The following is a 15294-nucleotide window of genomic DNA, read 5'->3' on the forward strand; positions in this document are numbered from 1 at the left end:
TGTGTTCAGGAGTTGGAAAGATTATTACCTCTATTCTAGACAAATCCCCCTCTGATTGACAGCATCAGTGACCAATCGCAAAGATTGCTAAGACTGCTTGTGGCAGGGGGATAAGGATGACCCGTACCGAAATTTGGCTACGTTTAATGGCTGTGAATGAGTTGTTCGGCGATGAGATGGTGCGCGTCGCTCACGGACTGATATCACAGCCGGCTATTGATATCGCCGCATTGCGGCGTGCCGGCCTTTCCCCTTCCCAGGCAACGCGCTTTTTGACCTTTCCGGAAAAAGAACTGGAAAGAACCCTTCGCTGGCTTGAGTTGCCGCACCATCACTTATTACTGGCAGACAGTGAAGATTATCCTGCACAGCTTCGCGCCATTGAAGATTATCCCGGTGCGGTTTTTGTCGTTGGCTCCCCGCGATGTCTCCATGATTTTCAACTCGCCGTCGTGGGAAGCCGAACGCCGTCCTGGTATGGTGAACGATGGGGGCAGATGTTTTGTGAGAAACTGGCCAGTTGGGATATCACCATTACCAGCGGTCTGGCGCGAGGTATTGATGGCATCGCCCATCGGGCGGCGATCCAGGCAAAGGGGAAAAGCATTGCCGTATTAGGCAACGGCCTGCAATCCGTCTATCCCCGCCGACATGCCGGGATGGCCGATGCGTTGCTGGAAACGGGAGGCGCGCTGGTGTCCGAATTTCCGTTAATGATGGCCCCTTTACCGCGCAACTTTCCCCGCCGGAACCGTATCATTAGCGGTCTGAGTAAAGGGGTTCTGGTGGTTGAGGCGGCATTACGCAGTGGCTCGTTGGTCACTGCGCGCTGTGCGTTAGAGCAAGGACGAGAGGTGTTCGCCATCCCTGGCCCCATCGGCAACCCCGGAAGCGAAGGGCCACACTGGCTGGTGAAGCAGGGTGCCACCCTTGTGACGGCCCCAGAGGAAATCATGGAAAATTTGCAGTACGGCTTGCATTGGCTGCCAGATGAGCCTGAAAAATCACTTTATTCATCAGATCAGGAAGGCGCAGCATTGCCATTTCCCGAGCTCCTGGCTAACGTAGGAGATGAGGTAACACCTGTTGACGTCGTCGCTGAACGTGCCGGCCAACCTGTGCCAGAGGTAGTGGCTCAGCTACTCGAACTGGAGTTAGCAGGATGGATCGCAGTTGTACCCGGCGGCTATGTCCGATTGAGGAGGGCATGCCATGTTCGACGTACTAATGTATTTGTTTGAGACATATATCCACAATGAAGCTGAATTACGTGTGGATCAGGACAAACTTGAACGGGATCTTACCGACGCCGGTTTTGATCGTGAAGACATCTACAACGCGCTCCTGTGGCTGGAAAAGCTTGCTGACTATCAGGAAGATCTTGCCGAGCCGATGCAGCTCGCCTCCGATCCTCTCTCTGTGCGTATTTATACCCCAGAAGAGTGTGACCGACTGGATGCCAGTTGCCGGGGATTCCTGTTATTCCTTGAGCAGATTCAGGTGCTAAACCTCGAAACGCGAGAAATGGTGATTGAACGAGTGCTCGCGCTGGATACCGCAGAATTCGACCTGGAAGACCTGAAGTGGGTCATCCTGATGGTTTTGTTCAATATTCCAGGTTGTGAAAATGCATATCAGCAAATGGAAGAATTACTCTTTGAAGTGAATGAAGGTATGCTGCATTAATCAACCTTAATTCAGCATGAGTTGTTATGGCTAAATCAGCACTGTTTTCGGTGCGTAAAAATGAGCCCTGCCCACAGTGCGGGGCTGAACTGGTGATTCGCTCCGGGAAACACGGTCCGTTTCTTGGTTGCTCGCACTATCCGGAATGTGACTATATCCGTCCGTTGAAATCCTCAGCGGACGGACATATCGTCAAAGTTCTGGAGGGGAAACATTGCCCTGACTGCGGCGGCGAACTGGTGTTGCGCCAGGGGCGTTTTGGTATGTTTATCGGCTGCAGCAACTATCCAGAATGTGAGCATACCGAGCTCATTGATAAACCCGATGAAACCGCTATTACCTGCCCTCAATGCCAGACGGGCCATCTGGTCCAGCGGCGTTCCCGTTATGGCAAAACCTTCCACTCCTGCGATCGCTATCCGGAGTGCCAGTTTGTCATTAACTTCAAACCGATAGCCGGAGAGTGTCCTGAGTGCCACTATCCGCTACTCATCGAAAAGAAAACCGCGCAGGGTGTGAAGCACTTTTGCGCCAGTAAACAATGTGGAAAGCCGGTTTCGGCGGAACAAACAAGTGAATAATAACCTGCCAACAGACCCTATCGCTGACGCAATAGAGGTACTGAATAAAGAGAATGTCATCGCCTATCCAACAGAAGCCGTCTTTGGCGTCGGGTGCGATCCCGATAGCGAAGTGGCCGTAAATCGTCTGTTGGCCTTGAAACAGCGTCCGGTGGATAAAGGGTTAATTTTGATCGCCGCCAGTTTTGAGCAGCTCAAGCCGTATATTGACGACAGTATGTTGACCGATGCCCAGCGTGATGCCGTGTTTGCTCGTTGGCCTGGTCCGGTGACCTTTGTTTTCCCTGCGCCAGCGACGACGCCTCGTTGGTTGACGGGGCGCTTTGATTCATTGGCGGTGCGCGTGACGGATCATCCGCTGGTGGTCGCCTTGTGCCAGGCTTATGGCAAACCGTTGGTTTCAACCAGCGCCAACCTGAGTGGATTACCCCCTTGCCGTACGGTTGAGGAAGTTCGCACACAGTTTGGTACAGACTTCCCGGTGGTGTCAGGAGAAACCGGAGGTCGATTGAATCCTTCGGAAATCCGTGATGCCCTGACGGGCGAGTTGTTTCGACAGGGGTAAGATGATGGAAACCTATGCTGTTTTTGGTAATCCAATCGCGCACAGCAAATCGCCGTTTATTCATCAGCAATTTGCGCAGCAGCTGCAGATTGCGCATCCGTATGGCCGTGTGCTGGCGCCTGTTAATGATTTCATCAACACACTGAACGCGTTCTTTGCCGACGGCGGTAAAGGAATGAACGTCACAGTGCCATTTAAAGAAGAAGCATTTGCCCGCGCCGATGAACTCACCGAGCGTGCAGCCTTAGCCGGTGCGGTGAATACGATCAAGCGGCTCGAAGATGGTCGGTTGCTGGGTGACAACACCGACGGCATCGGTCTGCTAAGTGACCTCGAACGTCTGTCATTTATCCAGCCGGGGCAACGTATCCTGCTGATTGGCGCGGGTGGCGCTTCGCGTGGTGTATTGTTACCGCTGCTTTCTCTGGATTGCGGGGTGACGATTGTTAACCGGACGGCATCCCGTGCGGAAGAACTGGCACAGGTTTTTGCACATACAGGTAGCGTGCAGGCGCTGGGTATGGATGAGCTGGAAGGACATGAGTTTGATCTGATCATCAATGCCACCTCCAGCGGCATCAGCGGTGAGATCCCGGCGATCCCGGCATCGCTCATTCGTCCGGCGGTATGTTGTTACGACATGTTCTACCAAAAGGGCAATACGCCGTTTCTCTCCTGGTGTGAACGCCAGGGCGCGAAACGTTATGCCGATGGTCTGGGGATGCTGGTGGGGCAAGCAGCTCATGCCGTTCTGCTCTGGCACGGTGTGTTGCCGGAAATTGAGCCAGTGATTGCGCGTCTCAAGCAGGAGTTATCCGCATGAATCAGGCCATCCAGTTTCCAGACTGGGAAGAGTGGGACGCGCAGAAAAAAGCGGTCTGCTTTCCCGCGCTGGTTAATGGCATGCAGTTAATGTGCGCTATTAAGGGAGAAACGCTGGCGAATCGCTTTGGTGGTGAAACGACGGAACAATGGTTAGCTCACTTTTGCGAACATCGCTGGGATCTGGAAGAAGAAGCGGAAGCACTGATCCAGTCCCAGCAAGAAGACGATCATGGCTGGGTTTGGTTACCCTGAGCGAGATACTCGTCTTTCCATTTCACATAATTTCTGGCGGAGTATTGCAGACCCGCTTTCTCCTCCTCTGTTAGCGGCCGGATCTGTTTGACCGGGCTCCCCAAATAGAGATAGCCGCTCTCCAGGCGTTTGTTTTGCGGTACCAGGCTTCCCGCCCCAATCATTACGTCGTCTTCAATCACCGCGCCATCCAGCAGAATCGATCCCATACCGACCAGGACCCGGTTGCCAATGATGCAGCCGTGCAACATCACTTTATGCCCGACCGTCACATCTTCTCCTACAATGAGCGGGTTGCCATCCGGGTTGGAGGCGGATTTGTGCGTGACATGCAACACGCTGCCATCCTGAATATTCGTACGCGCCCCGAGCGCAACGTAATTTACATCGCCACGGATCGCGACAAGCGGCCAGATCCCCACATCGTCTGCCAGGCGAACGTCGCCAATGATCACACTGCTGCTGTCGAGCATCACCCGTTGGCCAATCTGTGGGAAAAGATCCTTATAAGGACGTAATACGTCAGACATGTTTACCTCAAGGAAAGAGAACAGTAATGATGACTTTGGTTGCATTTCTGGCCTTGCGCAAGTGCTTTAGCTATCAAAAATTCGCCAAATTGCGCATGAATGGAGCGAAAGGGATGAAAAAGCAGCGAACGGAAAAAAAGATCTAAAAAAGGCTTGTGCAAAAAAATGGGATCCCTATAATGCGCCTCCGTTGAGACGACAAAGTGGAACGCTTCACAAGATGGTCGTCACAGCGAAGAGAAAAATCCTGAAAATCAGGGTTGACTCTAAAAGAGGAAAGCGTAATATACGCCACCTCGCGACAGAGCGCTAAAGCGCGTCGCAACTGCTCTTTAACAATTTATCAGACAATCTGTGTGGGCACTCAGAGTGACATGGATTCTTAACGTCGCAAGACGAAAAATGAATACCAAGTCTCAAAGAGTGAACACGTAATTCATTACGACGTTTAATTCTAGGAGCATCAAACTTAAATTGAAGAGTTTGATCATGGCTCAGATTGAACGCTGGCGGCAGGCCTAACACATGCAAGTCGAACGGTAACAGGAAGCAGCTTGCTGCTTTGCTGACGAGTGGCGGACGGGTGAGTAATGTCTGGGAAACTGCCCGATGGAGGGGGATAACTACTGGAAACGGTAGCTAATACCGCATAATGTCGCAAGACCAAAGAGGGGGACCTTCGGGCCTCTTGCCATCGGATGTGCCCAGATGGGATTAGCTTGTTGGTGAGGTAACGGCTCACCAAGGCGACGATCCCTAGCTGGTCTGAGAGGATGACCAGCCACACTGGAACTGAGACACGGTCCAGACTCCTACGGGAGGCAGCAGTGGGGAATATTGCACAATGGGCGCAAGCCTGATGCAGCCATGCCGCGTGTATGAAGAAGGCCTTCGGGTTGTAAAGTACTTTCAGCGGGGAGGAAGGGGTTAAGGTTAATAACCTTAGCCATTGACGTTACCCGCAGAAGAAGCACCGGCTAACTCCGTGCCAGCAGCCGCGGTAATACGGAGGGTGCAAGCGTTAATCGGAATTACTGGGCGTAAAGCGCACGCAGGCGGTCTGTCAAGTCGGATGTGAAATCCCCGGGCTCAACCTGGGAACTGCATTCGAAACTGGCAGGCTTGAGTCTCGTAGAGGGGGGTAGAATTCCAGGTGTAGCGGTGAAATGCGTAGAGATCTGGAGGAATACCGGTGGCGAAGGCGGCCCCCTGGACGAAGACTGACGCTCAGGTGCGAAAGCGTGGGGAGCAAACAGGATTAGATACCCTGGTAGTCCACGCCGTAAACGATGTCTATTTGGAGGTTGTGCCCTTGAGGCGTGGCTTCCGGAGCTAACGCGTTAAATAGACCGCCTGGGGAGTACGGCCGCAAGGTTAAAACTCAAATGAATTGACGGGGGCCCGCACAAGCGGTGGAGCATGTGGTTTAATTCGATGCAACGCGAAGAACCTTACCTGGTCTTGACATCCACAGAACTTGGCAGAGATGCCTTGGTGCCTTCGGGAACTGTGAGACAGGTGCTGCATGGCTGTCGTCAGCTCGTGTTGTGAAATGTTGGGTTAAGTCCCGCAACGAGCGCAACCCTTATCCTTTGTTGCCAGCGGTCCGGCCGGGAACTCAAAGGAGACTGCCAGTGATAAACTGGAGGAAGGTGGGGATGACGTCAAGTCATCATGGCCCTTACGACCAGGGCTACACACGTGCTACAATGGCATATACAAAGAGAAGCGACCTCGCGAGAGCAAGCGGACCTCATAAAGTATGTCGTAGTCCGGATTGGAGTCTGCAACTCGACTCCATGAAGTCGGAATCGCTAGTAATCGTGGATCAGAATGCCACGGTGAATACGTTCCCGGGCCTTGTACACACCGCCCGTCACACCATGGGAGTGGGTTGCAAAAGAAGTAGGTAGCTTAACCTTCGGGAGGGCGCTTACCACTTTGTGATTCATGACTGGGGTGAAGTCGTAACAAGGTAACCGTAGGGGAACCTGCGGTTGGATCACCTCCTTACCTTAAAGAACCTGCCTTTGTAGTGCCCACACAGATTGTCTGATGAAAAACGAGCAGTAAAACCTCTACAGGCTTGTAGCTCAGGTGGTTAGAGCGCACCCCTGATAAGGGTGAGGTCGGTGGTTCAAGTCCACTCAGGCCTACCAAATTTTCCCTGAATACTGCGTTGTGAAACGACTCGCATACTTTAAGTATGCTTCGCCATTCCACGCCTTGTCTCAGGAAAAATTATCGGTACAGAGGTTCTGACTACATTGTATGGGGCTATAGCTCAGCTGGGAGAGCGCCTGCTTTGCACGCAGGAGGTCTGCGGTTCGATCCCGCATAGCTCCACCATACTGTAGAACGTAATCAAGAAAACTTCAGAGTGTACCTGAAAGGGTGCGCTGCGAAGTTTTGCTCTTTAAAAATCTGGATCAAGCTGAAAATTGAAACGACACACTGTTAATGGTGTGTTCGAGTCTCTCAAATTTTCGCAACACGATGATGAATCGAAAGAAACATCTTCGGGTTGTGAGGTTAAGCGACTAAGCGTACACGGTGGATGCCCTGGCAGTCAGAGGCGATGAAGGACGTGCTAATCTGCGAAAAGCGTCGGTAAGGTGATATGAACCGTTATAACCGGCGATGTCCGAATGGGGAAACCCAGTGCAATTCGTTGCACTATCGTTAACTGAATCCATAGGTTAACGAGGCGAACCGGGGGAACTGAAACATCTAAGTACCCCGAGGAAAAGAAATCAACCGAGATTCCCCCAGTAGCGGCGAGCGAACGGGGAGCAGCCCAGAGCCTGAATCAGCATGTGTGGTAGTGGAACGGTCTGGAAAGGCCGGCGATACAGGGTGACAGCCCCGTACACAAAATTGCATGTGTTGTGAGCTCGATGAGTAGGGCGGGACACGTGGTATCCTGTCTGAATATGGGGGGACCATCCTCCAAGGCTAAATACTCCTGACTGACCGATAGTGAACCAGTACCGTGAGGGAAAGGCGAAAAGAACCCCGGCGAGGGGAGTGAAAAAGAACCTGAAACCGTGTACGTACAAGCAGTGGGAGCCTCTTTAATGGGGTGACTGCGTACCTTTTGTATAATGGGTCAGCGACTTATATTCTGTAGCAAGGTTAACCGAATAGGGGAGCCGAAGGGAAACCGAGTCTTAACTGGGCGTTAAGTTGCAGGGTATAGACCCGAAACCCGGTGATCTAGCCATGGGCAGGTTGAAGGTTGGGTAACACTAACTGGAGGACCGAACCGACTAATGTTGAAAAATTAGCGGATGACTTGTGGCTGGGGGTGAAAGGCCAATCAAACCGGGAGATAGCTGGTTCTCCCCGAAAGCTATTTAGGTAGCGCCTCGTGAATTCATCTCCGGGGGTAGAGCACTGTTTCGGCTAGGGGGCCATCCCGGCTTACCAACCCGATGCAAACTGCGAATACCGGAGAATGTTATCACGGGAGACACACGGCGGGTGCTAACGTCCGTCGTGAAGAGGGAAACAACCCAGACCGCCAGCTAAGGTCCCAAAGTCATGGTTAAGTGGGAAACGATGTGGGAAGGCTCAGACAGCCAGGATGTTGGCTTAGAAGCAGCCATCATTTAAAGAAAGCGTAATAGCTCACTGGTCGAGTCGGCCTGCGCGGAAGATGTAACGGGGCTAAACCATGCACCGAAGCTGCGGCAGCGACACTAAGTGTTGTTGGGTAGGGGAGCGTTCTGTAAGCCTGTGAAGGTGTGCTGTGAGGCATGCTGGAGGTATCAGAAGTGCGAATGCTGACATAAGTAACGATAAAGCGGGTGAAAAGCCCGCTCGCCGGAAGACCAAGGGTTCCTGTCCAACGTTAATCGGGGCAGGGTGAGTCGACCCCTAAGGCGAGGCCGAAAGGCGTAGTCGATGGGAAACAGGTTAATATTCCTGTACCAGGTGTTACTGCGAAGGGGGGACGGAGAAGGCTATGTTGGCCGGGCGACGGTTGTCCCGGTTTAAGCGTGTAGGTGTGTGTTCCAGGTAAATCCGGTTCACTTTAACACTGAGGCGTGATGACGAGGCACTACGGTGCTGAAGTGACAAATGCCCTGCTTCCAGGAAAAGCCTCTAAGCATCAGGTAACATCAGATCGTACCCCAAACCGACACAGGTGGTCAGGTAGAGAATACCAAGGCGCTTGAGAGAACTCGGGTGAAGGAACTAGGCAAAATGGTGCCGTAACTTCGGGAGAAGGCACGCTGATATGTAGGTGAAGCGATTTACTCGTGGAGCTGAAATCAGTCGAAGATACCAGCTGGCTGCAACTGTTTATTAAAAACACAGCACTGTGCAAACACGAAAGTGGACGTATACGGTGTGACGCCTGCCCGGTGCCGGAAGGTTAATTGATGGGGTTATCCGTAAGGAGAAGCTCTTGATCGAAGCCCCGGTAAACGGCGGCCGTAACTATAACGGTCCTAAGGTAGCGAAATTCCTTGTCGGGTAAGTTCCGACCTGCACGAATGGCGTAATGATGGCCAGGCTGTCTCCACCCGAGACTCAGTGAAATTGAACTCGCTGTGAAGATGCAGTGTACCCGCGGCAAGACGGAAAGACCCCGTGAACCTTTACTATAGCTTGACACTGAACACTGGTCCTTGATGTGTAGGATAGGTGGGAGGCTTTGAAGCGCGGACGCCAGTTCGTGTGGAGCCGTCCTTGAAATACCACCCTTTAATGGCTGGTGTTCTAACGTGGGCCCGTAATCCGGGTTGCGGACAGTGTCTGGTGGGTAGTTTGACTGGGGCGGTCTCCTCCTAAAGAGTAACGGAGGAGCACGAAGGTTAGCTAATCCTGGTCGGACATCAGGAGGTTAGTGCAAAGGCATAAGCTAGCTTGACTGCGAGCGTGACGGCGCGAGCAGGTGCGAAAGCAGGTCTTAGTGATCCGGTGGTTCTGAATGGAAGGGCCATCGCTCAACGGATAAAAGGTACTCCGGGGATAACAGGCTGATACCGCCCAAGAGTTCATATCGACGGCGGTGTTTGGCACCTCGATGTCGGCTCATCACATCCTGGGGCTGAAGTAGGTCCCAAGGGTATGGCTGTTCGCCATTTAAAGTGGTACGCGAGCTGGGTTTAGAACGTCGTGAGACAGTTCGGTCCCTATCTGCCGTGGGCGCTGGAGAATTGAGGGGGGCTGCTCCTAGTACGAGAGGACCGGAGTGGACGCATCACTGGTGTTCGGGTTGTCATGCCAATGGCACTGCCCGGTAGCTAAATGCGGAAGAGATAAGTGCTGAAAGCATCTAAGCACGAAACTTGCCCCGAGATGAGTTCTCCCTGACCCTTTAAGGGTCCTGAAGGAACGTTGAAGACGACGACGTTGATAGGCCGGGTGTGTAAGCGCAGCGATGCGTTGAGCTAACCGGTACTAATGAACCGTGAGGCTTAACCTTACAACGCCGAAGCTGTTTTGGCGGAATTGAGAGAAAATTTTCAGCGTGATTACAGATTAGATTAACCGGCGAAAGGCGGGTTAATAAACAGAATTTGCCTGGCGGCTGTAGCGCGGTGGTCCCACCTGACCCCATGCCGAACTCAGAAGTGAAACGCCGTAGCGCCGATGGTAGTGTGGGGTCTCCCCATGCGAGAGTAGGGAACTGCCAGGCATCAAATTTAGCGTGCTGATATGGCTCAGTTGGTAGAGCGCACCCTTGGTAAGGGTGAGGTCCCCAGTTCGACTCTGGGTATCAGCACCACTTAATTAGGTTAAAGTTCGGCACAGTGGAAAAGAATTTGTCTGGCGGCTGTAGCGCGGTGGTCCCACCTGACCCCATGCCGAACTCAGAAGTGAAACGCCGTAGCGCCGATGGTAGTGTGGGGTCTCCCCATGCGAGAGTAGGGAACTGCCAGACATCAAACAAGTGAGAAGGCCATCCGAAAGGATGGCCTTTTTGCGTTTATACGCCGAAAAAACGGTAGGCCGGGTAAGGTGAAGCCGTCACCCGGCAGAGCAAACGACTAATGAATCACCTGAGACAGGAATGCTCGAGTACGTTCTGATTTAGGATGTGCAAAAAACTCATCCGGCGGGGCCTGCTCAACAATTTCCCCACGATCCATGAAGATCACCCTGTCAGCCACCGTTCTGGCAAATCCCATCTCATGCGTGACGCAAAGCATTGTCATTCCTGATTGCGCCAGGCCAATCATCGTATCCAGCACCTCTTTCACCATTTCGGGATCCAGCGCCGACGTGGGTTCATCAAAGAGCATAATTTTGGGTTTCATACATAGCGAGCGGGCAATGGCAACGCGTTGTTGCTGTCCTCCGGAGATCTGCCCTGGAAATTTATGTGCGTGCTCTGCAATACGCACACGTTCCAGGTAGTGCATCCCCAGCGCTTCGGCTTCTTTTACCGGCATCTTACGCACCCAAATCGGTGCCAGCGTACAGTTTTGCAAAACCGTCAGATGAGGAAAGAGATTGAAGTGCTGGAATACCATGCCGACTTCCTGTCGGACGCGCTCGATGTTGCGGATGTCTTCATTCAACTCAATGCCATCGACAATAATTCGTCCCTGTTGATGTTCTTCCAGATGGTTAATACAGCGGATGGTGGTTGATTTTCCCGAACCTGAAGGCCCACATAACACAATGCGTTCCCCCTGTTTAACGCGCAGGTTGATATCCTTAAGGACATGAAACTGTCCGTACCACTTATTGACGTTTTCCAGCGTAATCATCGCGTCGGCAGGTTGTATTAATAGTTGGCTCATAGAATCCTCAGTGCGGTGTACGCCCGGTGTTAAAGCGCTTTTCCAGATGCTGGCTATAGCGCGACATGCTGAAACAAAAAATCCAGTAAATCAGAGCAGCGAAGACATAGCCTTCTGTCGACATACCCAGCCAGGCAGGGTCAACTGTCGCTTGCTGCACGCTGCTGAACAGATCGAACAAACCGATGATGATGACCAGACTGGTATCCTTAAACAGGGCGATAATGGTGTTCACCAGTCCAGGGATCACCAGCTTCAGAGCTTGGGGAAGAATGACTAGCCCCTGGGTTTTCCAGTAGCCCAACGCCAGCGATTCTGCTGCTTCGTATTGCCCTTTCGGTAATGCCTGCAGCCCCCCACGAACCACTTCCGCGACGTAGGCCGACTGGAAGAGGATCACGCCAACCAGCGCCCGGATAAGCTTATCGATGCTGGTTCCTTCTGACAGAAACAGCGGCAGCATGACCGAAGACATAAACAGGACGGTGATCAGCGGGACGCCACGCCAGAACTCGATAAAAATGACGGATAAGATCCGCACGACGGGCATGTGGGAGCGACGTCCCAGTGCCAACAAAATTCCTAATGGCAGTGCCCCCGCGATCCCGACGGATGCGATGATTAAGGTCAGCGTCAGCCCACCCCATTGGCGTGTTTCAACGCGATCCAGACCAAGAAATCCGCCATACAACAGGAACCAGACAGTGATCGGGTAGATCACGGCCCAGACGACGATATAACGCCCGCGACCCGGCAACGCTTTCCAGAACATCGGCACAATGGAAGCCAACCCAATGATCAACGCCAGGTTGATACGCCAACGCTGATCATGTGGGTACAATCCATACATGAATTGTCCAAATCGTTCATGAATAAACACCCAGCAGGCGCCAGCTTTGGTACAGTCAGCACGCGTGGAGCCCACCCAGTTGGCTTGCAGGAACGCCCAGTTCAGCAAAGGGGGAATTAACTCCCACATCAGCCACAGACAGAACAGCGTCAGCAGGCTGTTTGACCAACTGGAAAAGAGGTTCTTCCGTACCCATACGATCGAACGACCAGGGCCGTTACTGGCCGGGCGCATGGGATGAGACAGCAGTGCTTTTGTCATCATGATTCCTTAGCGCTCAATGAGGGCGATTCGCCGGTTATAGATGTTCATCAGCAGCGAGATGCTCAGGCTGATGATCAGGTACACCGACATCGTGATGGCGATCGTTTCGATGGCCTGTCCGGTCTGATTAAGTACCGTCCCGGCGAACAGCGATACCATGTCGGGATAGCCAATGGCGGCGGCCAGCGATGAGTTTTTGACAATATTCAGATACTGGCTGGTCAGCGGTGGAATAATGACGCGAAGTGCCTGAGGAATGATGACCTGGCGAAGGGTCACAGTATTAGGTAACCCGAGAGAACGGGCGGCTTCATGTTGACCGTAGGGAACGGCCTGAATGCCTGCACGAATGATTTCGGCAATAAACGCCGAGGTATATACCGATAACGCCAGCGTCAGGGCTGCCAGTTCAGGAATGAGCACCATTCCGCCACGGAAGTTGAAGCCGCGTAGTTGTGGGATATCCCAGTGCAGCGCCGCGCCAAAAAGCCAATGCGCGATGAGCGGCAGCAGCACAATCAGGCTTAATGCAGTAGGCCAGGTTCTGCGAAGTTGTCCCGTTTTCATCTGATGCATTTTATTGAAGCGGAACAGACCCACGGACAGCGCAATGGCAATCACTGCCGAGAGCACGAAAGCGAGTACGCCTTCCCCTAACTGCGGAGACGGGATATAGAGTCCCCGATTACTCAGAAAGACCATATCCAGCGCGCTTGCGGCCTGACGGGGGCCGGGCAAATTGCGCAGAACCGCGAAGTACCAAAAAAAGATTTGCAGCAGAGGCGGGATATTACGAAAGGTCTCAATATAAATCGTCGAGAGTTTACGCAGTAGCCAGTTATCTGAAAGGCGTGCCAGCCCGAGAAAGAAGCCGATAAATGACGCAAAGACAATACACAGCGCGGAAACCAGCAGCGTGTTAAGCAAACCCACCACAAAAACACGTCCGTACGTGTCACCCTGCTGATAGTCGATTAAGTGCTGGACGATGCCAAACCCAGCGCTACGGTCGAGAAAGGCAAAGCCCGAGGTAATGCCGCGACTGCTTAGATTATTAATCGTGTTATGAATGAGATAGATAGCAACTGCAACGACCGCAAGAATGGCGAGGATCTGGAACAGCCAGGCGCGGACCGCAGGGTTTGAAAAGGAGAGCGACCCTTTTACATTTGAGCGGCGATGGAACATAAGAAAGCCTCGGTAACCATAACTCTGAACTGAGCGCCGCTAGTGCGGCGCCCGTTACATCACAACGACTTAACGCACCGGCGGTGCGTATTGAATGCCGCCGTTATTCCAGAGATTGTTCTGTCCACGTTTGATCTTCAGTGGGCTTTCCGAGCCGACGTTGCGTTCAAAGATCTCCGCATAGTTACCCACCTGCTTGATGATGTTGTAAGCCCATTTATTGTCGAGCTTCAGATCTTTGCCGTAGTCGCCTTCTTTGCCCAGCAGATGTGCCATATCTGGTGTTGCCGGGTTCGCCGCTTTCTCATCGACATTCTTCGATGTCACGCCCATCTCTTCGGCATTCAACATGGCAAACAGCGTCCAACGCACAATAGAGAACCATTCGTCATCACCGCGACGAACAACTGGCCCCAGCGGCTCTTTCGAGATCACCTCTGGCAGTACAAGCCATTCAGCCGGGTTGCTGAGTTTGATGCGCAGGGCATACAGTTGGGACTGGTCAGAGGCGAGGGTATCGCAACGTCCGGATTCCAGCGCTTTTGCCGACTCATCTGAGCGGTCAAAAGTCACCGGGGTGTATTTCATGTTGTTGGCTTTGAAATAATCCGCCACGTTCAGTTCCGTATCTGTTCCCGCCTGAATACAAACGGTGGCACCATCTAACTCTTTCGCGCTTTTCAGACCCGCTTTGTTGTGGGTCAGGAAGCCAATGCCATCGTAATAGGTAACGCCAGTGAAGGACATGCCCATTCCTGCATCACGTGAGGAGGTCCAGGTCGTATTACGGGAGAGAAGATCGACTTCGCCAGACTGTAATGCGGTGAAGCGTTCTTTTGCGGTGAGAGGGGTATATTTTACTTTTGTATCATCTCCCAGGACGGCGGCGGCAACGCCACGGCAAACATCCACATCTATCCCGGAGAATTTCCCGTCTGCGTCAGCGTAAGAAAAACCGGGAAGACCGTCACTGATACCGCATTGTACGAACCCTTTCTTTTTTACAGCATCCAGCGTGGTTCCCGCATGTGCCTGATTGGCAACCGCAAGCAGCACACCGGCCGCAGCCAGTGTGGCTATCATCATCTTTTTCATAATGCATCCTGTGTGGCAAAGAAATTATTGTTATAGAGAGACGTTCTGCAACGTCTTTAACCTGTCTGTGGCATTGGCCATACTCTTCTAAGCAAAGGTAATGCCAGGTTTTGCGCGTGAATATCCGACGCAATAAGCAGAGTGTAGACAGGAAAAAATAAAAGCAGCGCCCTGAAATGGTGCGAAATTGAAACGTAAGCCACATTTTGGAGCAAAATATTTAAAATAATGCTCGCAAAATGAAATAACGATTTCAGGCGTGAATATCGAGAGCGTGAGTATTGAAAGATAAATGCGAAAAGAGAAAGGGGTGGACGTTATTGATTATTAAAATGTATTAGAACACGTATTTTTCAACACATTGAATGATATGAAAAACCGTATTCTTAGGCTAAGAGCGCGGCAAGTACCGCGCTCTGAGAATGTTATTTTGACAGTGCGATGATCCCCATCGTCAGGCCTGCAACCGCTGCGGCCCCGCCAGCAATGGCGCCTGCGGTTTCCCAGTTATCCTGAGTCGTCCCTTTCATACAGGTGTTGGTATGAACAAGACGTCCTTGATCATCATAAACCGGAACGCAGGGGGAATCGTGTGCACAGCCCGCCAGCAATGCAGTGAGCAATGCTACTGGAATTAATCTTTTCATGGTGTTACCTCAAAAATAAGCGTTCCGCTAAATGCAGCAACAGGGAATGC

At 52.3% G+C, this 15294-nt stretch carries 12 protein-coding genes, 3 tRNA genes and 4 rRNA genes; 13 read left to right on the forward strand and 6 right to left on the reverse strand.

Annotated features, from left to right (window positions below):
• Positions 1–116 precede the first annotated feature (116 nt).
• Genes dprA through KI228_RS02325 form a run of 6 tightly spaced genes read left to right on the forward strand, consistent with a single transcriptional unit; the run spans position 117 to position 3909 of the window.
• The gene (gene dprA / locus KI228_RS02300; RefSeq protein ID WP_061069304.1) at positions 117–1241 is read left to right on the forward strand and encodes a DNA-protecting protein DprA; all 1125 of its coding nucleotides are present in this window, start codon (positions 117–119) and stop codon (positions 1239–1241) included.
• On the forward strand, positions 1213–1686 hold the full coding sequence (smg, locus tag KI228_RS02305; RefSeq protein ID WP_061069303.1) for a DUF494 family protein Smg: 474 nt from the start codon (positions 1213–1215) through the stop codon (positions 1684–1686). Before dprA ends, smg begins: the two co-directional genes overlap by 29 nt.
• Before the next feature lie 26 nt (positions 1687–1712).
• On the forward strand, positions 1713–2267 hold the full coding sequence (locus tag KI228_RS02310; RefSeq protein ID WP_042998369.1) for a DNA topoisomerase family protein: 555 nt from the start codon (positions 1713–1715) through the stop codon (positions 2265–2267).
• Positions 2260–2832: an L-threonylcarbamoyladenylate synthase type 1 TsaC gene (gene tsaC, locus KI228_RS02315; protein ID WP_044265313.1), complete on the forward strand. Its 573-nt coding sequence runs from the start codon at positions 2260–2262 to the stop codon at positions 2830–2832. The genes KI228_RS02310 and tsaC overlap by 8 nt, the downstream gene beginning before the upstream one ends.
• Positions 2833–2836: 4 nt before the next feature.
• The gene (gene aroE / locus KI228_RS02320; protein WP_061070631.1) at positions 2837–3655 is read left to right on the forward strand and encodes a shikimate dehydrogenase; all 819 of its coding nucleotides are present in this window, start codon (positions 2837–2839) and stop codon (positions 3653–3655) included.
• A complete protein-coding gene (locus tag KI228_RS02325; RefSeq protein WP_061069302.1) occupies positions 3652–3909 on the forward strand; it encodes a DUF1488 family protein in 258 nt (85 codons plus the stop codon). Before aroE ends, KI228_RS02325 begins: the two co-directional genes overlap by 4 nt.
• Here KI228_RS02325 and KI228_RS02330 read toward each other — a convergent pair.
• Positions 3885–4439: a gamma carbonic anhydrase family protein gene (locus KI228_RS02330; protein ID WP_061069301.1), complete on the reverse strand. Its 555-nt coding sequence runs from the start codon at positions 4437–4439 to the stop codon at positions 3885–3887. The two genes, KI228_RS02325 and KI228_RS02330, sit on opposite strands and share 25 nt — an antisense overlap.
• A gap of 471 nt (positions 4440–4910) precedes the next feature.
• On the opposite strand from KI228_RS02330, the gene KI228_RS02335 reads away from it, so the two are divergent.
• The 7 genes from KI228_RS02335 (at position 4911) to rrf (KI228_RS02365) (ending at position 10335) form a co-directional block, all read left to right on the forward strand.
• Positions 4911–6452, forward strand: a 16S ribosomal RNA gene (locus KI228_RS02335).
• Positions 6453–6521: 69 nt separating this feature from the next.
• A tRNA-Ile gene (locus KI228_RS02340) sits at positions 6522–6598 on the forward strand.
• A gap of 114 nt (positions 6599–6712) precedes the next feature.
• Positions 6713–6788: transfer RNA gene (locus KI228_RS02345), tRNA-Ala, on the forward strand.
• Between the two features lie 181 nt (positions 6789–6969).
• Positions 6970–9876 (forward strand): 23S ribosomal RNA (locus KI228_RS02350).
• Positions 9877–9973: 97 nt separating this feature from the next.
• Positions 9974–10089: ribosomal RNA gene (gene rrf / locus KI228_RS02355) — 5S ribosomal RNA — on the forward strand.
• Positions 10090–10103: 14 nt separating this feature from the next.
• Positions 10104–10179, forward strand: a tRNA-Thr gene (locus KI228_RS02360).
• Between the two features lie 40 nt (positions 10180–10219).
• Positions 10220–10335 (forward strand): 5S ribosomal RNA (gene rrf / locus KI228_RS02365).
• Together the 16S, 23S and 5S rRNA genes with 3 tRNA genes alongside form the textbook arrangement of a ribosomal RNA operon.
• A gap of 106 nt (positions 10336–10441) precedes the next feature.
• Here the strand turns inward: rrf (KI228_RS02365) and KI228_RS02370 are convergent.
• The 5 genes from KI228_RS02370 to KI228_RS02390 form a co-directional block, all read right to left on the reverse strand.
• Positions 10442–11200, reverse strand: coding sequence for an amino acid ABC transporter ATP-binding protein (locus KI228_RS02370; RefSeq protein ID WP_042324914.1), 759 nt, complete (start codon positions 11198–11200; stop codon positions 10442–10444).
• 7 nt (positions 11201–11207) lie between these two features.
• Entirely contained in the window at positions 11208–12311 is a 1104-nt protein-coding gene (locus tag KI228_RS02375) for an amino acid ABC transporter permease (protein WP_044263691.1), read from the reverse strand.
• Positions 12312–12320: 9 nt separating this feature from the next.
• Positions 12321–13502, reverse strand: a complete 1182-nt coding sequence (locus KI228_RS02380) for an amino acid ABC transporter permease (protein ID WP_042998363.1) — start codon at positions 13500–13502, stop codon at positions 12321–12323.
• Between the two features lie 69 nt (positions 13503–13571).
• Positions 13572–14597 carry an amino acid ABC transporter substrate-binding protein gene (locus tag KI228_RS02385; protein WP_042998362.1) on the reverse strand — a complete coding sequence of 342 codons (1026 nt, stop codon included), beginning with the start codon at positions 14595–14597 and terminating at the stop codon, positions 13572–13574.
• Positions 14598–15022: 425 nt separating this feature from the next.
• Entirely contained in the window at positions 15023–15244 is a 222-nt protein-coding gene (locus KI228_RS02390; RefSeq protein WP_000825639.1) for a putative periplasmic lipoprotein, read from the reverse strand.
• Between the last annotated feature and the right edge of the window lie 50 nt (positions 15245–15294).

Origin of the sequence: Citrobacter amalonaticus (genome assembly GCF_018323885.1) — a bacterium.
Lineage (GTDB): Bacteria > Pseudomonadota > Gammaproteobacteria > Enterobacterales > Enterobacteriaceae > Citrobacter_A > Citrobacter_A amalonaticus.